The sequence below is a fragment of the Caballeronia ptereochthonis genome (assembly GCF_001545075.1).
Classification (GTDB): domain Bacteria; phylum Pseudomonadota; class Gammaproteobacteria; order Burkholderiales; family Burkholderiaceae; genus Caballeronia; species Caballeronia ptereochthonis.
Genome location: NZ_FCOB02000042.1, coordinates 34,760 through 53,858, shown reverse-complemented (window position 1 = coordinate 53,858; position 19,099 = coordinate 34,760). Strand labels below are relative to the sequence as shown.

Sequence of the window (19,099 nt, the reverse complement as noted above, 5' to 3'; positions counted from 1 at the left end):
CTGATGTGACAGAGCGGTAACGAAAGTTCGTGCCTGGGACAAAAATCAACGGAACGGAGCGGCGATGAATTGGGTGGCGAGACGGCTGAATGGCCGGATGCATTACGGCTGGATCGCGGTGGGCGTCGTATTTTTTGTGCTGCTCGCCGCGGCGGGCACGCGCGCGACGCCGAGCGTCATGATGCTGCCGCTCGAAAGGCAGTTCGGCTGGTCGCGCGGCACGATTTCGCTGGCGATCTCGATCAATCTCGCGCTCTACGGCCTCGCCGGCCCGTTCGCGGCAGCGGCGATGCAGCGCTTCGGCGTGCGCCCCACGGTGCTCGCGGCGCTCGCGACGCTCGCGGCGGGCGTCGGCCTTTCGTCCATGATGACCGAGCCGTGGCAAATGGTGCTGGTCTGGGGCGTGATGGTCGGCAGCGCGACGGGCGTCGCCGCGCTTACGTTGTCCGCGACGATCGTGAACCGCTGGTTCACCACGCATCGCGGTCTCGCGATGGGCATTCTCACCGCGAGCTCCGCGACCGGCCAGCTCGTGTTCCTGCCGTTCCTCGCGTCGCTCTCCGAGCATTTCGGCTGGCGGCCGGTAGTGTTCGTCGTCGCGGGCGCGGCGGTGATCGTGCTGCCGCTCGTCGCGTGGCTTCTGCCGGAGCGTCCCGCCGATCTCTCGCTGCGTCCCGTGGGCGAGACGGCCGAGATGCCGCCGGGCGCCTTTGCCGCGCCGAAGAATCCGATCAAGGTTGCGTTCGGCACGCTCGCCTCGGCCAGCAAGACGCGCGACTTCTGGCTGCTTTTCTTCAGCTTTTTCGTCTGCGGCGCGAGCACGAACGGTTACGTCGGCACGCATCTGATCGCGATGTGCTCGGACTACGGCATGACGCAGGTCCAGGGCGCAACGCTGCTCGCCGCGATGGGCATTTTCGACCTTTTCGGCACGACGCTCTCCGGCTGGCTGTCGGACCGCTTCAACTCGCGCGTGCTGCTGTTCTGGTATTACGGACTGCGCGGGCTGTCGCTGATCTATCTGCCGTATGCGTTCGGCATCGACTTCTTCGGCTTGCCGCTCTTCGCCGTGTTCTACGGCCTCGACTGGATCGCCACCGTGCCGCCGACCGTGCGCCTCGCCACCGATGTCTACGGCAAGGAATCGGCGCCGATCGTGTTCGGCTGGGTCGTCGCGGGCCATCAGCTCGGCGCGGCATTCGCGGCGCTCGGCGGCGGCATGCTGCGCTCGAGTCTCGGCAGCTACACCGTCGCAACGATGATCTCGGGCGGCCTGTGCCTCGTCGCCGCGGTAACCGTGCTGCGCATCAACCGCGCGGGCCGGTCGATCGGCGTGGCCGCGACCTGAACGATCGCGCAAAGGCGCGTCAGCACGCGCGCGCATCCTTGTTTATCCTTGTCGCGGGTTTGGCGAAAACCAGGCGGTGCGCATCCTGGCCGGTGCGCGCCGCCCGGTTTTTGCAAAACCGTTTCCAAACCGACGAGGACCCAAGCCATGACCGCGAAACCCGCTCCGACCGATGTCGACATCCACGAACTGATCGCCGGCCGCTGGAGCCCGCGCGCCTTTTCCGACAAGCCCATCGAGCGCGCGCAATTACACCGCCTGCTCGAAGCGGCGCGCTGGGCGCCGTCGTCGAACAATCTGCAGCCGTGGCGCTTTATCGTGTTCGATCGTCATCGCGACGAAGCGGCGTTCAAGCGCGCGTTCGACACGCTCGCGCCGTCGAACCAGAAATGGAACGTGAGCGTGCCGCTGCTCGTCTGCGTGACGGCCGCGACGCTCACGCCGAAGGGCGAGGCCAACCGCACCGCCGCATACGACACGGGCGCGGCCGCGATGACGCTCGTGCTGCAGGCGCACGCGCTCGGCCTGGCGACGCATCAGATGGGCGGCTTCGATCGCGACGCTTTCCGTCAGGCGTTCTCGATTCCCGAGGACGTGCAGATCATCGCGATGATCGCGATCGGTCATCACGGCGACGCGAGCCAGCTCGACGAGGCATTGCGCGAGCGCGAAGCCGCGCCGCGCGCACGTCGGACGCTCGGTGAAACGGCGTTCGAAGGCGCCTGGGACAAGGCGTTCAAATAGCGCCACCGTTCGATTCAAGGCTCGTCCGCGGCCGACAGCGGACGAGCGACATCCTCGAGTGACCTGCGCTCCGCCGCGACGCCCCAGATGCCCGCGACGGCCGCCGCCGCGATCATCAGCGCCGAACCGATCAGATAGCCCGCGAACACGGCGCCGCGCTCGTGGGTGTCGATCAGTTGGCCGAAGAGCGTCGGGCCGATGATGCCGCCGAGCGCCGTGCCGAACGCGTAGAACACGGCGATGGCGAGCGCGCGAATCTCGAGCGGGAAGGTTTCGCTGACCGTCAGATAAGCCGAACTCGCCGCCGCGGACGCGAAGAAGAAAATCACCATCCACGCGATGGTCTGGGTGATCACGCTGAGCATGCCGTGCATGAACATCCAGCCGCTCACGGTCAGCAGCACCCCCGAAATCGCGTACGTGAACGCGATCATCCTGCGCCGGCCGAGCACGTCGAAGAGCCGGCCGAGCACCACCGGCCCGAGGAAATTGCCCGCCGCGAACGGCAGCACGTACCAGCCGATGTGATCGCCGGGCACGTGATAGAAGTCCGTCAATACGAGCGCGTAGGTGAAAAAGATCGCGTTGTAGAAGAACGCTTGCGCCGTCATCAGCACGAGCCCGACGAGCGAGCGACTGCGATGCGCATCGAAAAGCGTATGCACGACCTCGCGCATCGGCGTCTGCTCGCGCGCATGCAGGCGCAGCGGCTTGGCGGGCGTATCGGGAATCTCGACGCCGTGCTGGCGAAAATGCGCCTCGATCTCCTCGACGATCTGCTTCGCTTCCTCCGCACGGTTATGCGTGATGAGCCAGCGCGGGCTTTCCGGCACCCACATCCGCATGAAGAGAATCATGAGTGCGAGCGCCGCGCCGATCAGAAAGCACGCGCGCCAGCCCCAATCGGGCGGAAGCAGGCCCGGATCGAGGAGCACGAGCGAGCCCGCCGCGCCGATGCCCGCGCCGATCCAGAACGTGCCGTTGATCGCGAGATCGGTCCAGCCGCGCAGGCGGGCGGGCGTGAACTCCTGAATGGTCGAATTGATCGCCGTGTATTCGCCGCCGATGCCGGCGCCCGTGAGAAAGCGAAACAGCACGAAGGTCGCGAGATTCCACGAGAACGCGGTCGCGGCGGTCGCCGCCACGTAGAGAAAGAGCGTGATGAAGAACAGCTTGCGGCGCCCGAGCCGGTCCGTGAGCCAGCCGAAGCCGAGCGCGCCGAGCACCGCGCCCGCGATGTACGCGCTGCCGGCGATACCGACATCGGCATTGGAGAACTGCAGCGCCGGACTCGTCTTGAGCGCGCTCGCAACCGCGCCCGCGAGCGTGACTTCGAGCCCGTCGAGCAGCCAGGTGATGCCGAGGGCGAGCACGATCAGCGTGTGAAAGCGTCCCCACGGCAGACGGTCGAGGCGTCCGGGCAGATTGGTTTCGATGATTCCGCGTTGCTCGGCGGCCTGGTCGTCCAAACGGTTTTCCTGTGATGCGGCGGTTTCGCTCATGCGTCCTGGATGCGCCGGGCGAAGGTGCCGGCGCGCACGGGAAGGTCAAAAAATTGCCAACGAGCGAGCAAGTTGCATTCCGCTCTGCTCGACTCTCCAATAAACCCGATAGTTTAAAAATAGCGGGAGTGCGGTTGATGCGTGCTTCTGAACGTGTTAAAAACGCCGTCCATGTCCGAATGCGGCCTCGTGCGATGAGGCGGCCCATGCACCATGACTTATTGCGCGATCGATTTCGGCACGTCGAATTCCGCCGTCGCTCTTCCCGATGGCCTGTCGATCCGGCTGGCGCCCGTCGAAGGCGAGGCGACCACGTTGCCCACCGCAGTCTTCTTCAACACCGACGAGGATAACCAGTCTTACGGCCGCGCGGCGCTGGAGGCGTACATCGACGGCTTCGACGGCCGTCTGATGCGCTCGATGAAGAGCATTCTCGGCTCGGCGCTCGCGGACAGCACCACCGATCTCGGCGACGGCTCCGCGATCAAATACACCGACGTCATCACGCTCTTCCTGCAGCATCTGAAGCAGAAGGCGCAGGCGGTCGCCGCCGAGCCGCTCACGCGCGCCGTACTCGGCCGCCCGGTATTTTTCGTCGACGACGATCCGCGCGCGGACCGCATGGCGCAGAAGCAGCTCGAAGCGTGCGCGCACGCGGTCGGGCTGCGCGAAATCCACTTCCAGTATGAGCCGATCGCCGCGGCCTTCGACTACGAAGCGAGCCTGACCGAGGAGGGCCTCGTGCTGGTCGCGGATATCGGCGGCGGCACGTCGGACTTCTCGCTCGTGCGCGTCGGTCCCGAGCGCGCGCGCCATCTCGACCGCAAGAACGACGTGCTAGCGCATCACGGCGTGCATGTCGCCGGAACGGACTTCGACCGCCGCGTCGAGCTCGCGACCATCCTGCGCGAGCTCGGCTATCAGTCGCTCGACCCGCAAGGGCGCGAGCTGCCGAGCCGCGTGTATTTCGATCTCGCGACCTGGCATCTGATCAATACCGTGTACACGCCCAAGCGCGTGAGCGAATTGCAACTGATGCGTCATCTCTACACCGAGGCGCGTCATCACGACCGTCTGATGCGCGTCGTCGATCGCCGGCTCGGCCACGCGCTCACGGCACATGCGGAAGAGGCGAAGATCGACGTCTCGGCGGGCGGCACGACCGAGATCGACATGGAAGAGGTGGAAGAGGCGCTGCGCGTCGCTTTTGACGAGGCCCAGCTGATCGAGGCAGGCGCCGAGGAGACGCGGCGGATCGTCGATGCGGCGCGGGAGACGATCCAGCGTGCCGGCGTGACGGACGCGGATGTGGGCGCGGTGTATTTCACCGGCGGCACGACCGGACTGCGATTCCTTTCGGAAGCATTGTCGGCGGCGTTTCCCGGCGCGCGGCCGGTGTTCGGCGACCGCTTGGCCAGCGTGGCGAAGGGGCTCGGCATTTACGCGCAGCGTGTCTTTGCCTGACGCCCATACGCGCCGGAGCCGGAGACGAAAAACAAAAACCCCGCCGAAGCGGGGTTTTTTCATACGAATTCTCGCAGGTCTTAGACCGGCTTGATGTTCGCGGCTTGCTTGCCCTTCGGGCCAGTCTTCACTTCGTAGGAAACCTTTTGGTTTTCCTGAAGCGTCTTGAAGCCTTCGATGCGGATTTCCGAGAAGTGCGCGAACAGATCTTCGCCGCCGCCATCCGGAGTGATGAAGCCAAAGCCCTTTGCGTCATTGAACCACTTGACGGTACCGGTTTCCATGTTACTTGTTCCAAAAAATTGATGAATAAGGCCGAAGCCCAAGGGTGCGGAAAATCAAGGAAGGGGCAATGGGACCAACCGGAGTACCGTGATGGCGAACTACGAAAGACCAATTCACTCGCCACTTGAAATCCTGCAAGAAGCTTTATACGGCGAAACGATTTCCCGGTCAAATAATATCCGACAACTCTGAAGGGGTTTTTTTGAGACGGGCAAAGTTCTCCTACAAATCTTACATTTTCTTTTCAGTTTGCGCGAAAAAACGCTAAAAAGGCGCAGATTTCTCGTCAGTGTGCACTGCATTCGAAAGGTGCAACCGTTAAACTACGCGCCGATTTAAAAACGGTTGCACCGGCATCGCCGGATCGTCGGAAAACATTCAGGCATCCACGGCGGCCGCGGCAGGGCTGGCCGCATGCGAAGCGCGCGCGGCGCGAGACACTGGAGAAGAAGTTGCAAAGTTCGATACAGAGAAATATCGGCCCGATGGCGCTATTGCTGACCGGGCTCGGGTCCATCATCGGTTCAGGCTGGCTTTTCGGCGCGTGGAAGGCCGCCAAGATCGCGGGGCCGGCCGCGATCGTCGCGTGGGTGATCGGCGCGATCGTCATTCTGGCCATCGCACTGACCTACGCCGAGCTCGGCGCGATGTTCCCGGAGTCCGGCGGCATGGTGCGCTATGCGCGTTACTCGCATGGGGCGCTGGTCGGTTTCATCAGCGCGTGGGCGAACTGGATCGCGATCGTTTCGGTCATTCCGATCGAAGCCGAAGCGTCCATTCAGTATATGAGCACCTGGCCGTATGACTGGGCGCATGCGCTGTTCGTCCACGAGTCGCTTACGCCGATGGGCCTCGCGCTGTCGGCGCTGCTGGTGATCGTCTACTTCATGCTGAACTACTGGGGCGTGAAGGTGTTCGCGCGCGCGAACTCCGCGATCACGATCTTCAAGTTCCTGATTCCGGGCGCGACCATCGCGGGCCTCGTCTTCACCGGATTCCACGCGGAGAATTTCGGCACGACGTCGGACTTCGCGCCGTATGGCTGGCCGGCGGTGCTCACGGCCGTGGCGACGAGCGGCATCGTGTTCAGCTTCAACGGTTTCCAGAGCCCGGTGAACCTGGCCGGCGAGGCGCGTCATCCGGCGCGCAGCGTGCCGTTCGCGGTGATCGGCTCGATTCTGCTCGCGCTCGTGATCTACGTGCTGCTGCAGGTCGCGTATATCGGCGCGGTGAATCCGGGCGACGTGATGAAGGGCTGGTCGCACTTCAACTTCGCGTCGCCGTTTGCGGAACTGGCGCTCGCGCTCAATCTGAACTGGCTCGCGATCCTGCTGTATGTCGACGCTTTCGTCAGCCCGAGCGGCACCGGCACGACCTACATGGCGACGACCACCCGCATGATCTACGCGATGGAGCGCAACGGCACGATGCCGAAGATCTTCGGCAACGTGCATCCGTTCTACGGCGTGCCGCGCCAGGCGATGTGGTTCAACCTGTTCGTCGCGTTCATCTTCCTGTTCTTCTTCCGCGGCTGGAGCTCGCTCGCAGCCGTGATTTCGGTCGCGACCGTCATTTCGTACCTCACCGGTCCGGTGAGCCTGATGGCGCTGCGCCGCTCGGCGACCGATCTCGACCGCCCGCTCAAGCTGCCGCTGATGGGCGTGATCGCGCCGTTCGCGTTCGTATGCGCGTCGCTCGTGCTGTTCTGGGCGAAGTGGCCGCTCACCGGCGAGATCATTCTGCTGATGGTCGTGGCGCTCCCGGTGTACTTCTACTATCAGCGCAAGACGGGTTTCGCGGGCTGGGGCCGCGATCTCAAGGCGGCATGGTGGCTCGTGACTTACCTGCCGTCGATGGCCGTGATGTCGCTGATCGGCAGCAAGGACTTCGGCGGCAACGGAATGCTGCCGTACGGATGGGACATGGCCGCGGTTACCGTGCTCGCGCTGGTGTTCTACTACTGGGGCGTGCACACCGGCTATCGGACGAAATATCTCGACGAGCGCGAAAGCCGCGAGGACATTCTTCACGAAATCGGTGCCTGAGCACTTCCATTCGATAGCGAAGGTTTAACCGACGAGCCCGCCCGAGCGATCAGGCGGGCTTTTTACTTGGACGAATCGACGCGCTCAATCGTCCACGAAAACGTAGTTCGTCATCGCGAGCGCGCGCTGGAACGTGCCGAGCGACTGAACGCCGAGGCGATAGTCGTCCGCCGCCGCGCCGAGCGCGCTGAAGACGGGCAGCAGATGCTCATCGGTCGGATGCATCAGCGTGGCGTGCGGCGCGCGGGCGCGATAGTCGAGCAGGGCGTCGATGTCGCGTTCGGCCATGCGTTGCTCGAACCAGTCGGTGAACTCGGTCACGCGCGGATCGGCATCTTCCGGGCGCGCACTGAAATCGGCCATGCGCAGGTTGTGCGTGATCTGCCCGGAACCGACGATCATCACGCCGTCATCGCGCAAATCGCGCAGCGCGCGGCCGACGCGGAAATGATGCGCGGCGTCGAGGCGCGGCTGAATCGAGAGCTGGGCGACCGGCACGTCGGCGTCGGGGAACATCAGAAGGAGCGGCACCCACGCGCCGTGATCGAGGCCGTGATCGGTCGTCGCGGCGGGAATGCCTTGCTCGCCGAGCAGCGCGGCGGCGTGCTTCGCCAGATCGGGCGCGCCGGGCGCCGGGTAGCGCAGTTCATAGAGCGCGCGCGGAAAGCCGTAGAAGTCGTGGATCGTCTCGGGGCGCTCGGCCGTGCTCGCCACCGGCTGCGCCGTGCCCCAATGGGCCGACAGCATCAGAATGGCGCGCGGGCGCGGCAGCGTCGCCGCAAGCGAGGCGAATTCGGCGGAGGGCATCGACGGGTCGATCGGCAGCGTCGGCGCGCCGTGGGAAATGAAAACGGTAGGCAGTCGGCTCATGGCGGCAAAATCCTGTGGGGTCTGCCATCAATGTAGGGCCGCGAGCCGCGTTGATAAACGGCTCGCACGGCAACGCATTATGTCGCCGCTGTTGCTAATGCGCCGCTGCTCAGTCGGTTTCGCCGCGCAGGCCTTGCCAGGCGGACGCGACCGGTTGCGCGAACCCGAACAGATCGATGACGCGCGCGACCGTGTGATCGACCATTTCGTCGATGGTCGCGGGCTTCTGGTAGAACGCCGGCAGCGGCGGAAAGATCACCCCGCCCATTTCGGTGACCGCCGTCATGTTGCGCAGATGCGCGAGATTGAACGGCGTTTCGCGCACGAGCAGCACGAGGCGGCGGCGCTCCTTGAGCACGACGTCGGCGGCGCGGGTGATGAGGTTGTCGGAGAGGCCGTGCGCGATGCTCGCGAGCGTGCGCATCGAGCAGGGCGCGACGATCATGCCGTCGGTCGCGAAGGATCCCGAAGCGATGCTCGCGCCGACATCGCGCGCGCTGTGGACGACGTCCGCCAGCGCGTGAACGGTGGCGCGGTCGAGATCGAGTTCGTGCTGGATATTGAGCCAGCCGGCGCTGGAGACGAGCAGATGCGTCTCGACGCCGCCCAGCCGGCGCAGCGTCTCGAGCAGACGCACGCCGTAGATGGCGCCCGTTGCCCCGGTAATCGCGACGATGAGCCGTCGCTTCACGGCAATGGGCGCATTCACAGTCGATATGACTTAAGCCGCGGCGAAGAGCTGTTGCAGCTCGCCGGATTGATACATCTCCATCATGATGTCCGAGCCGCCGATGAACTCGCCGTTCACATAGAGCTGCGGAATGGTCGGCCAGTTGGAGAATTCCTTGATGCCCTGGCGGATCTCGTCGTCTTCGAGCACGTTGACGGTCGTGATCTGATCGACGCCGCATGCCTTGAGCACCTGGATCGCGCGGCCCGAGAAGCCGCACATCGGGAATTGCGCCGTGCCCTTCATGAAGAGGACGACGGGGTTCGAATCGACGATTTGCTTGATGCGTTCTTGCGTATCCATGGCGTTCCTGCGCGTGAATGTCGGAGGGGACTGATGGTTGAAATGATAGCGGATTTCGCTTTCCCGGGCTGACGGCGGCGGCCGGGCACTCAGGCGGTGAAGCGGCCGCCTGAGCAGCGCTCGATGCCGGCGAGATCACGCATCGAGCGAACTTCGGTGAAGCCGCGCGCCTTGAGCAGCTGACGCACGGCGTCTGCCTGATCATAGCCGTGCTCGAGCCACAGCGCGCCGTTACTGGCGAGCAGAAACGGCGCTGTCTCGACGATCGTGCGGATCGCCGAAAGTCCATCGGCTTCGTCGGTGAGCGCGCCGCGCGGCTCGAAGCGCAGGTCGCCTTGTTCGAGATGCGGATCGCCGCTCGCGATATACGGCGGATTGCTGACGATCGTCTCGAACAGCAGCGACGCGTCGAGATTCGCGGTCCAGTCGCTTTGCACGAAGGTGAGCGTGCCGCCCGCGCGCGCCGGATCCAGAAGACGATCCGCATTGCCGCGCGCGACGTCGAGCGCCGCCGGCGAACGATCCACGGCCCACACGCGCGCATCGGGCCGCGCGTGTGCGACCGAGACCGCGATCGCGCCGGTTCCCGTGCCGAGATCGAGCACGCGCGCGTTCGGCGTATCGGCGATCGCTTCGAGCGCGGTCTCCACGAGCAATTCGGTTTCCGGGCGCGGAATCAGCACGTCCGGCGTGACGTCGAAATCGAGGCCGAAGAATTCGCGCCCGCCAGTCAGTTGCGCGATCGGTTCGCCAGCCAGACGCCGCGCCGACAGCGCTTCGAAGCTCGCGACGGCATCTTCCGAAAGCGGTTCACGATCGCGCGTAATCAACTCCGTGCGCCGCCAGCCGAGCACGTGCATCAGCAGAACGCGCGCTTCGAGTCGCGGCAGTCCGGAAGCCCGCAGCAACTCGGCCGCGGTGCTCACGCCGCTTCCCCGAGCGCCGCCAACTGCTCCGCCTGATGCTCGGAGACGAGGGCGCCGATCAGTTCGTCGAGATCGCCGTCCATGATGTATTCGAGCTTGTAGAGCGTCAGGTTGATGCGGTGATCCGTCATGCGTCCCTGCGGGAAGTTGTACGTGCGGATGCGCTCCGAGCGGTCGCCCGAGCCGATCAGGCTCTTGCGCGTCGCGGCTTCCTTCGCGTGCTGCTCGTGATACTGCTTGTCCTTGATGCGCGCGGCGAGCACTTTCAGCGCGCGATCCTTGTTCTTGTGCTGCGAGCGGTCGTCCTGACATTCGACGACGATGCCCGTCGGCAAGTGCGTGACGCGCACGGCCGAATCCGTCTTGTTGATATGCTGACCGCCCGCGCCCGACGCGCGGAACGTGTCGATGCGCAGATCCGCCGGATTGATCACGACTTCGCTGATTTCGTCGGCTTCGGGCATCACCGCGACCGTGCACGCGGACGTGTGGATGCGTCCTTGCGTTTCGGTCGCCGGCACGCGCTGCACGCGGTGGCCGCCCGATTCGAACTTGAGCCGCGAATACGCGCCCTGGCCCGCGATGCGCACGATCACTTCCTTGTAGCCGCCGAGATCGGACAGGCTTTCCGACATCGTCTCGACGCTCCAGCGATTGCGTTCCGCATAGCGCAGATACATGCGCAGCAGATCGCCCGCGAAGAGCGCCGATTCGTCGCCGCCCGTGCCCGCGCGGATTTCGATGAAGATGTTGCGCTCGTCGTTGGGATCCTTCGGCAGCAGCATCATCTGCAAGTCGCTTTCGATCTTCGCCATGCGCTCGCGCGCCTCGCCGATTTCCTCTTCGGCGAAATCGCGCATCGACGGATCGGAAAGCAGTTCCTGCGCGGTCGCCTCGTCGGTGAGCGCCTGTCGCCAGAGCGCATATTGATCGACGATCGGACTGATTTCCGCGTGCTCGCGCGTGAGCTTGCGATATTGATCCATATCGGACGTCACGTCTTCGCGGCTCAACAGTTCGTTGAGATCGACCTGCCTTTTTGCAAGCTGGTCGAGCTTGCTTTGCATGCTCGTTTTCATCGGGCGGAGATGGCGCGGTGGGCGCCAGGAATGACTGCGATCGGGGGAGCCGCCGCGCTAGTCGCGCGGAGCATTTGAGAATAGCAAAGAGAAGGCCGCTAACGATCCGACGAATCGGACGGCGCGCCGTGGCGGTAGAAGCCGCTCATCAGGTCGATGAGCTGGTCGCGTTCCTCGCGGCTCGCGCGGTTGAGCGCGTGCGTCGGGCCGTGGATCAGCTTGTTAGTGAGCGATTGCGACAGCGCTTCGAGCACGGCGGCGGGATCGTCGCCGCGCGCGAGCATCTTGCGGGCGCGCTCGAGTTCGGCGCGGCGCAGGGTGTCGGCCTGCGTGTGCATGTGGCGGATCACCGGCACGATGCTGCGCGCATCCAGCCACTGCATGAAGTTCGCGACACGCGTTTCGATGATGGATTCCGCCTGCGCGACCGCGGCCTGGCGCGACGCGTTGCCTTCGCGCACGATCGCGCCGAGATCGTCGACGGTGTAGAGGAACACGTCGTGCAGGTTGCCGACTTCCGGCTCGATGTCGCGCGGCACGGCCAAATCGACCATGAAGATCGGCCGATGGCGGCGCGCGCGGACCGCACGCTCGACCGCGCCGAGACCGATGATCGGCAAGGTGGAGGCCGTGCACGACACGATGATGTCGAACTCGTGCATGCGCGCGGGCAGTTCGGAGAGCGGGATCGCATGGCCGTTGAAGCGGCCGGCGAGCTTCTCGCCGCGCTCGGCCGTGCGGTTCGCGACGACGAGTTCTCGCGGATTCTGCGCGGCAAAATGCGCCGCGCACAGTTCAATCATTTCGCCCGCGCCGATGAAGAGCACGCGCTGGCTGGAAATATTCTCGAAGATGCGCTGCGCGAGGCGCACGGCGGCGGCGGCCATCGACACGGACTGCGCGCCGATTTCGGTCGTCGAGCGCACTTCCTTCGCGACGGCGAAGGTGCGCTGGAACAACTGGTTCAGATACGTGCCGAGCGCGCCGGCTTCGGACGCGGTGCGCACCGCATCCTTCATTTGTCCGACGATTTGCGTCTCGCCGAGCACCATCGAGTCGAGACCGGATGCGACGCGGAACGCATGGCGCACGGCTTCCGACTGCGGGAGCGCATAGACGTGCGGCGCGAGCTCGGGAACGGGAATGCTGTGGTACTTCGAGAGCCACTGGATGGCGGCCTCGCGGGCGGCGCTGTCATCCGTGGCGCAGTAGAGTTCGGTGCGGTTGCAGGTCGAGAGGATCGCCGCTTCGGGCGACGCTTTCGCGAGCGGCCCCAGCCAGATGTCCTTCAACGCGCCCAGCGCGGGCTTGAGCTGTTCGAGCGGAAACGCCACGCGTTCGCGCAGGGCGACTGGCGCAGTGTGGTGGTTGATTCCGATCGTGAGGAGCTGCATTGTTATGGACGATGCTTTCGGCCTAAGCCGATGGCCTTTCAGATAGCCCAATATTATAGCGTTTCGCGCATTTCTTCATTTATAGGTGCTATTTGGGGCCCGGGAGCCGCGCGCCAGCCTGTCAGCGCCGTCCTGCGCGGGAATGCGGCTTTTTGGCAGTCGCTCCCCGGCGCGGCCGATCGCCGCACCGGCGCGCTTTCGTCGCGGGCGTCGGCAGGATTTCGCAGCCTTGCCATCGCCGAATCCGGCCCCTAAACTCAGCCTTCCATCGTCCGAAAAGCCGGTTCACGCATGCTCGTCACCCGAAACGCTCCGCTTCGCAGACCCTCGATTCCGACGGAGCACCGCCGCTGATGGGCTGGATCGGACTGATTTTCCTGGGCGCGGTCATCGGCGCCGCGAGCTGGTGGCTGCATCCGCTGCGGCGCGCGGGGCGCGTCGGCCGTGGTCCGGCAGGGCGCATCTGGACGGCCATCGCGGCTGGCATACTGGCGACGGTCGTCGCGCGCATGCTCGGCAACATCGTCGACGTGTATCACGATGGCGATACGCTCGAATGGCTGGCGTGCGCGGTATTCGCGCTGCTGGTCGTGACGACGACGGTCGGGCTGGCGGCGCGCCGCTGATCTCTCAATCTGGCCCGCGGCGGGCGATCCTCGCCGCCGGCCGTGCTCTTCGCGCCCTACGCGGGCATTCAGGCAGGTGACTTCATGAACGATCGCATCGCAAATTCAGCCATTCCAGAGCCGGCCACCTTCGCGCGGCGCATCGCGTCGCTGCGCGGCCAGATGGCGCTCGAAAAGCTCGCCGCCGTGCTCATTCCGTCCGCCGATCCGCATCTTTCCGAATATCTGCCGGAACGCTGGCAAGGGCGTCAATGGCTCTCGGGCTTCACCGGCTCGGTCGGCACGCTCGTCGTGACCGCGGATTTCGCGGGCGTCTGGGTGGACAGCCGCTACTGGACGCAGGCCGAAGCGCAGCTCGCCGGCACCGGCATCGCGCTGATGAAGATGATGGGCGGCCAGCAGACCGCGCCGCACGTCGACTGGCTCGCGGAAAACGTGCCGTCGGGAGCGGTCGTCGCGGTCGACGGCACGGTGCTCGGCGTCGCGGCCGCGCGCGCGCTTTCCGACGCGCTCACCGCACGCGGCATCGTCCTGCGCACGGATCTCGATTTGCTGGATTCCGTGTGGCCCGCGCGTCCCGGTTTGCCGGATGCGCCGGTCTACGAGCACGTCGCGCCGCACGCGAGCGTCGCGCGCGCGGACAAGCTCGCGCAGGTGCGCGAGACGATGCGCGCGAAGGGCGCGCAGTGGCACTTCGTGTCCACGCTGGACGATCTCGCGTGGATCTTCAATCTGCGCGGCGGCGACGTGAGCTACAACCCGGTTTTCGTCGCGCATGCGCTCATCGGTCTCGACGACGCCACGCTCTTCGTCGCCGACGGCAAGGTTCCCGTGGCGCTGGCGGAATCGCTCGCGCGCGACGACGTGCGGATCGCGCCGTACGCGGGCGCGCCGGACGCGCTCGCGTCGCTGCCCGCCGGCTCTACACTGCTGATCGACCCGCGCCGCATCACGCACGGCTTGCTGGAGAAAGTGCCGTCTTCGGTTGCGATCGTCGAAGCGGTGAATCCGTCGACGTTCGCGAAGTCGCGCAAGACCACGGCGGAAGCGGAGCACATCCGCGCGACGATGGAGCAGGACGGCGCCGCGCTCGCCGAATTCTTCGCGTGGTTCGAGGACGCGCTCGGCCGCGAGCGCATCACGGAGCTGACCATCGACGAGAAGCTCACCGCCGCGCGGGCGCGTCGGCCGGGGTTCGTCACGCTCTCCTTTGGCACGATCGCGGGCTTCAACGCCAATGGCGCGATGCCGCATTACCGCGCGACCGAGGCGTCGCATGCGGTGATCGAGGGCAACGGCTTGCTGCTGATCGATTCGGGTGGCCAATACCTGAGCGGCACGACCGACATCACGCGCGTCGTGCCGGTCGGCGAGATCACGGCGGAGCACAAGCGCGATTTCACCATCGTGCTGAAAGGCACGATGGCGCTTTCCCGCGCGCGTTTTCCGCGCGGCATCCGCTCGCCGATGCTCGATTCGATCGCGCGCGCGCCGATCTGGGAAGCGGGCGTGGATTATGGTCACGGCACGGGCCACGGCGTCGGCTACTTCCTGAACGTGCACGAAGGCCCGCAGGTGATCTCGCACTACGCGCCCGCCGAGCCGTGGACGGCGATGGAAGAAGGCATGATCACGTCGATCGAGCCGGGAATCTATCGGCCGGGCAAGTGGGGCATCCGTATCGAAAATCTCGTGATGAATAAGGCGGCGGGCAAGACCGAGTTCGGCGATTTCCTCGAGTTCGAGACGCTGACGCTGTGCCCGATCGATACGCGCTGCATCGACCTGTCGCTGTTGCGCGAGGACGAGCGCGCCTGGCTGAACGCGTATCACGAGACGGTGCGGGCTCGCGTGTCGCCGCATGTGTGGGGGAAGGCGCTGGCGTGGCTCGAAGAACGGACGAAGGCGATTTGACCGACAGGAGCGGCGAGCGATGACCATCAAGGCAGTCGTATTCGATTTCGGCGGCGTGCTGATCGACTGGAATCGGGAATATCTCTACAAGCAGCTGATTCCGGACGAAACCGAGCGCCGCTGGTTCCTCGACAACGTCTGCAAGATGGAATGGGTCGTGCAGCAGGACGGCGGGCAGACGATCGAGGAAGGCACCGCCGAGCTGGTCGCGCGCCATCCCGAGCACGAAGCGCTGATTCGCGCCTTCTATGCGCGCTGGCCGGAGATGGTGGCGGGCGTGCTGGAGGAGGGCGTCGCGCTGGTCGATCGGCTGGATGCCGCGGGCGTGCCGCTCTTCGGCCTCACCAACTGGTCGGCGGAGACGTTCCCCTACGCTTGGGAGCGTTTCGACGTGCTGCGGAAGTTTCGCGAGATCGTCGTGTCGGGGCGCGTCGGGCTCGTGAAACCCGATCCGCAAATCTTCGCGCTGATGCGCGCGGAGATCGAAAGGCATCTGCCCGGCATTCAGCCGAACGAGCTCGTGTTCATCGACGACAGCCTGAAGAACGCGCAAACCGCCACCGCGCTCGGCTGGCACGGCATCCACTACACCGGCGCGCTGGAAACCGAGACGAAGCTGCGCGCGCTGAATCTGCCGGTCTGAAGGCTTAGGGGCAGTGCGCTATTGCCCGAGGAGATTCTTCAGCGCGTTGCCGATTCCCCGCACCGTGTCGCCCGCGCCCCGCGCGACGCCTTCCGCGCTCACGCCGAGCGCCTTCGCGAAGCCGGCCGCGAGCTTCTTCGAAAGACTCTCGCTCAGGGAGAACTTCGGATCGCGCAGATCGCCGTCGAGCACGAAATCGAGCTTGATCTGCTCCTTGCGGTCCTTCAGCGCGGCGATCGCGGCCTTGGTCGGAATCGAGAGGAACGTGTCGAGCGGATTGCCGCTGTCGCTGATCTGCAGGTGATTCAGCGTGAGCGTGCCGGGCGCGTGGATGCGGTAGTCCTTCACGGTCGAATCGACGGTCATGTCGATGGTGCCGCCCGTCACCGCCGCTTTGGCGCCGGCTTTCTTCAGCAGATAAGGATCGAGCGTCGCGACATCGACGTTGCGCAGCGTCACGCGCGTCTGCGAATCCTTGTTCGCGATCACCATCCAGCCGCCCCACGACACATTGCCGGTGTGCGATGGGCCCTTGATCGAGCCGGTCATCGAGAGGTTGGTGCGCTCGGTCAGCGCGGGCAGATGAATATGATCGACCGTGGCGCGCGCATCGCTGATCAGCACGCGATACGGCGGGTTCTGCACCGAGCCGTCGTAGAACTCCATCGAGCCGCGCTCGAACGACACGCGATCGATGAGCTTTTCCTCGCGAGCGTGCTCGTCGCGCGCGCGGCTGTCAGGCCTGGCGTCCGCTGCACTCGCGGTTTCCCTGAGGCCGGGCAGAATGCGCACGCGGCCATCGGCTGAGCGCACGATCGACAGATAGTAGTTGTCGACGCTCACGCTGCGCAGATGGATTGGCCGGGACACGAGCGAGCGCATGTCGACGTCGAGCACGATGCGCTCGGCGCGCATCGCGTCGCTGGCGGGCCAGTCCTTAGGGCCGCGCAGCCGCACGCGCGAGAGCGTCACGTGACCGAATCCGACGTCGATATCCTCCACCGAGCCGTCCGGACCGAGCGTCTCGATGATGCGCTCTTTCATCTGATGCACGACGAACAACCATCCGCCGATCGCCACGACGGCGAGCGCCACGACGATACCGATTGCCCAAAGCGCTCGCCGCCGCGCGCTCGATCCCGCCATCTGCGTGTATCTCCCGTGCAAAGCCGTCGGCGTAATGAAAGTGCCGCCAGAAAACGAAGTGGCGACCGCATCGTACACAGTCGCCACTTTCATGCCTGATGTCGGTGCGCGCGCCCGCACAGGCGCGCGATCTTTCTCCAGACGTTTGCGCGAGGATCAGCGCGTGATCGGCTTGTAACGCAGACGCTTCGGCTTCGCGGCTTCTTCGCCGAGACGCTTGCGCTTGTCGGCCTCGTATTCCTGATAGTTGCCGTCGAAGAACTCGACGTGCGAATCGCCTTCGAACGCGAGGATGTGCGTCGCGATGCGGTCGAGGAACCAGCGATCGTGCGAGATCACCATCACCGAGCCGGCGAATTCGAGCAGCGCGTCTTCGAGCGCGCGCAGCGTTTCGACGTCGAGGTCGTTCGAGGGCTCGTCGAGCAAGAGCACGTTGCCGCCCGCGATGAGCGTCTTCGCGAGATGCAGACGCCCGCGCTCGCCGCCCGACAGATTGCCGACGAGCTTCTGCTGATCGCTGCCCTTGAAGTTGAAGCGGCCGATATACGCCCGCGACGGCGTTTCGTACTTGCCGACAGTGAGCACGTCGGCGCCGCCCGAGATTTCCTCGAAGACGGTCTTGTCGCCGGCGAGCGCGTCGCGGCTCTGATCGACGTAGGCGAGATTGACGGTCGGCCCCTTGATGATCTCGCCCGAATCCGGCTGCTCCTTGCCGGTCAGCATGCGAAAGAGCGTGGACTTGCCGGCGCCGTTCGGCCCGATGATGCCGACGATCGCGCCCGCCGGAATCTTCATGCTCAGATCGTCGATCAGGAGACGGTCGCCATACGCCTTGCTGACGTTCTTGAACTCGATCACTTCATTGCCGAGACGATCGCCGACCGGAATGAAGATTTCCTGCGTTTCGTTGCGCTTCTGGTATTCCTGGCTATTGAGCTCCTCGAAGCGCGCGATACGCGCCTTCGATTTCGCCTGACGGCCCTTCGGGTTCTGGCGGACCCATTCGAGTTCTTTCTTGATGGCCTTCTGGCGCGCGGATTCGCTCGCTTCTTCCTGCTTCAGGCGTTCTTCCTTCTGGTCGAGCCAGCTGGAGTAGTTGCCCTTCCATGGAATGCCGTGGCCGCGGTCGAGTTCGAGAATCCACTCGGCGGCGTTGTCGAGGAAGTAGCGATCGTGCGTCACGGCGACGACGGTGCCCGGATAGCGCGTGAGGAACTGCTCGAGCCATTCGACGGATTCGGCGTCGAGGTGGTTGGTCGGCTCGTCGAGCAGCAGCATGTCGGGCTTTTGCAGCAGCAGCTTGCACAGCGCGACGCGGCGCTTTTCGCCGCCGGAGAGATGCTCGATCTTCGCGTCCCATGCGGGCAGGCGCAGCGCGTCGGCGGCGACTTCGAGCTGCTGCTCGGGGCTGCCGCCGTCGCTCGTCGCGAGGATGGCTTCGTACTTCGCCTGTTCGGCGGCGAGCTTGTCGAAGTCGGCGTCGGGTTCGGCGTAGGCGGCGTAGATTTCGTCGAGCTTCTTCTGCGCTTCGAAGACATCGCCGAGACCTTCCTCGACGGCCTGACGCACGGTCTGCTGCGGATCGAGTTGCGGCTCCTGCGGCAGATAGCCGATGTTCAGGTTCGGCATCGGCGTGGCTTCGCCTTCGATGTCCTTGTCGACGCCCGCCATGATTCTGATCAGCGTGGACTTGCCGGAGCCGTTCAGGCCGAGCAGGCCGATCTTCGCGCCGGGGAAGAACGAGAGGGAGATGTCTTTCAGGATCTGACGCTTCGGCGGGACGATCTTGCCGACGCGGTTCATGGTGAAGACGTATTGGGCCATGGAATTCGATTGAATACGTTGTGTGGAAGATGGACGCTGCGCGCCAGATCGCGGCGGGAACGAGAGCATTCGATGCGCTGATGTGCTCCCGGCGCCGCGGAGAATCAGCGGGGGCGGGATCAGATTCGCCATTGTACGTCCGCGCGGTCGATCAGTCCGCGCTCCGCCGCAGCGATGGTTCGATCTGCAAGCAGGGTGGTTCTCACGCGCATGGCGATATAGCATGATATCGGCGTCCGGTTCATGCTGTCGCCCG

The 19,099-nt window shown here is 65.0% G+C and carries 17 protein-coding genes; 7 read left to right on the top strand and 10 right to left on the bottom strand.

What is annotated here, in order from left to right; translation table 11 throughout:
• Window positions 1-64 precede the first annotated feature (64 nt).
• Window positions 65-1,348, top strand: coding sequence for an MFS transporter (locus AWB83_RS31310; RefSeq protein ID WP_087049498.1), 1,284 nt, complete (start codon window positions 65-67; stop codon window positions 1,346-1,348).
• Window positions 1,349-1,495: 147 nt separating this feature from the next.
• Window positions 1,496-2,092, top strand: a complete 597-nt coding sequence (locus AWB83_RS31305; protein ID WP_087049497.1) for a nitroreductase family protein — start codon at window positions 1,496-1,498, stop codon at window positions 2,090-2,092.
• A gap of 14 nt (window positions 2,093-2,106) precedes the next feature.
• Here AWB83_RS31305 and AWB83_RS31300 read toward each other — a convergent pair whose 3' ends face one another.
• Window positions 2,107-3,594, bottom strand: coding sequence for an MFS transporter (locus tag AWB83_RS31300; protein ID WP_087049496.1), 1,488 nt, complete (start codon window positions 3,592-3,594; stop codon window positions 2,107-2,109).
• A gap of 213 nt (window positions 3,595-3,807) precedes the next feature.
• Here AWB83_RS31300 and AWB83_RS31295 point away from each other — a divergent pair, with 213 nt between their 5' ends.
• The gene (locus AWB83_RS31295; RefSeq protein WP_087049495.1) at window positions 3,808-5,058 is read left to right on the top strand and encodes an Hsp70 family protein; all 1,251 of its coding nucleotides are present in this window, start codon (window positions 3,808-3,810) and stop codon (window positions 5,056-5,058) included.
• A gap of 80 nt (window positions 5,059-5,138) precedes the next feature.
• Here AWB83_RS31295 and AWB83_RS31290 read toward each other — a convergent pair whose 3' ends face one another.
• Window positions 5,139-5,342 (bottom strand): cold-shock protein, encoded by a 204-nt coding sequence (locus tag AWB83_RS31290; RefSeq protein WP_007000074.1) that lies wholly within the window; start codon window positions 5,340-5,342, stop codon window positions 5,139-5,141.
• 453 nt (window positions 5,343-5,795) lie between these two features.
• Here AWB83_RS31290 and AWB83_RS31285 point away from each other — a divergent pair, with 453 nt between their 5' ends.
• Window positions 5,796-7,388 (top strand): APC family permease, encoded by a 1,593-nt coding sequence (locus AWB83_RS31285; RefSeq protein ID WP_087049494.1) that lies wholly within the window; start codon window positions 5,796-5,798, stop codon window positions 7,386-7,388.
• A gap of 84 nt (window positions 7,389-7,472) precedes the next feature.
• On the opposite strand, the gene AWB83_RS31280 is transcribed toward AWB83_RS31285, so the two are convergent.
• The 6 genes from AWB83_RS31280 to hemA all read right to left on the bottom strand — a co-directional run bounded on the left by AWB83_RS31280 (window position 7,473) and on the right by hemA (window position 12,690).
• Complete coding sequence (locus tag AWB83_RS31280; RefSeq protein WP_087049493.1) at window positions 7,473-8,258, bottom strand: DODA-type extradiol aromatic ring-opening family dioxygenase; 786 nt, start codon at window positions 8,256-8,258, stop codon at window positions 7,473-7,475.
• Window positions 8,259-8,367: 109 nt separating this feature from the next.
• Window positions 8,368-8,967: a UbiX family flavin prenyltransferase gene (locus AWB83_RS31275; RefSeq protein ID WP_087049492.1), complete on the bottom strand. Its 600-nt coding sequence runs from the start codon at window positions 8,965-8,967 to the stop codon at window positions 8,368-8,370.
• A 12-nt stretch (window positions 8,968-8,979) separates the two neighbouring features.
• Window positions 8,980-9,291: a Grx4 family monothiol glutaredoxin gene (gene grxD / locus AWB83_RS31270; RefSeq protein ID WP_087049491.1), complete on the bottom strand. Its 312-nt coding sequence runs from the start codon at window positions 9,289-9,291 to the stop codon at window positions 8,980-8,982.
• Between the two features lie 89 nt (window positions 9,292-9,380).
• Window positions 9,381-10,217: a peptide chain release factor N(5)-glutamine methyltransferase gene (prmC, locus tag AWB83_RS31265; RefSeq protein WP_087049490.1), complete on the bottom strand. Its 837-nt coding sequence runs from the start codon at window positions 10,215-10,217 to the stop codon at window positions 9,381-9,383.
• On the bottom strand, window positions 10,214-11,296 hold the full coding sequence (prfA, locus tag AWB83_RS31260) for a peptide chain release factor 1 (protein WP_087049489.1): 1,083 nt from the start codon (window positions 11,294-11,296) through the stop codon (window positions 10,214-10,216). The genes prmC and prfA overlap by 4 nt, the downstream gene beginning before the upstream one ends.
• Before the next feature lie 98 nt (window positions 11,297-11,394).
• A complete protein-coding gene (hemA, locus tag AWB83_RS31255) occupies window positions 11,395-12,690 on the bottom strand; it encodes a glutamyl-tRNA reductase (RefSeq protein WP_087049488.1) in 1,296 nt (431 codons plus the stop codon).
• A 353-nt stretch (window positions 12,691-13,043) separates the two neighbouring features.
• Between hemA and AWB83_RS31250 the strand changes: the two genes are divergently transcribed.
• The 3 genes from AWB83_RS31250 to AWB83_RS31240 all read left to right on the top strand — a co-directional run bounded on the left by AWB83_RS31250 (window position 13,044) and on the right by AWB83_RS31240 (window position 15,873).
• Window positions 13,044-13,316, top strand: a complete 273-nt coding sequence (locus AWB83_RS31250) for a hypothetical protein (protein ID WP_087049487.1) — start codon at window positions 13,044-13,046, stop codon at window positions 13,314-13,316.
• Between the two features lie 84 nt (window positions 13,317-13,400).
• Complete coding sequence (locus tag AWB83_RS31245) at window positions 13,401-15,230, top strand: aminopeptidase P family protein (RefSeq protein WP_087049515.1); 1,830 nt, start codon at window positions 13,401-13,403, stop codon at window positions 15,228-15,230.
• 19 nt (window positions 15,231-15,249) lie between these two features.
• A complete protein-coding gene (locus AWB83_RS31240; RefSeq protein ID WP_087049486.1) occupies window positions 15,250-15,873 on the top strand; it encodes an HAD family hydrolase in 624 nt (207 codons plus the stop codon).
• An 18-nt stretch (window positions 15,874-15,891) separates the two neighbouring features.
• On the opposite strand, the gene AWB83_RS31235 is transcribed toward AWB83_RS31240, so the two are convergent.
• Complete coding sequence (locus AWB83_RS31235) at window positions 15,892-17,019, bottom strand: DUF748 domain-containing protein (RefSeq protein WP_087049485.1); 1,128 nt, start codon at window positions 17,017-17,019, stop codon at window positions 15,892-15,894.
• 156 nt (window positions 17,020-17,175) lie between these two features.
• A complete protein-coding gene (gene ettA / locus AWB83_RS31230) occupies window positions 17,176-18,843 on the bottom strand; it encodes an energy-dependent translational throttle protein EttA (RefSeq protein ID WP_087049484.1) in 1,668 nt (555 codons plus the stop codon).
• Window positions 18,844-19,099: the final 256 nt, after the last annotated feature.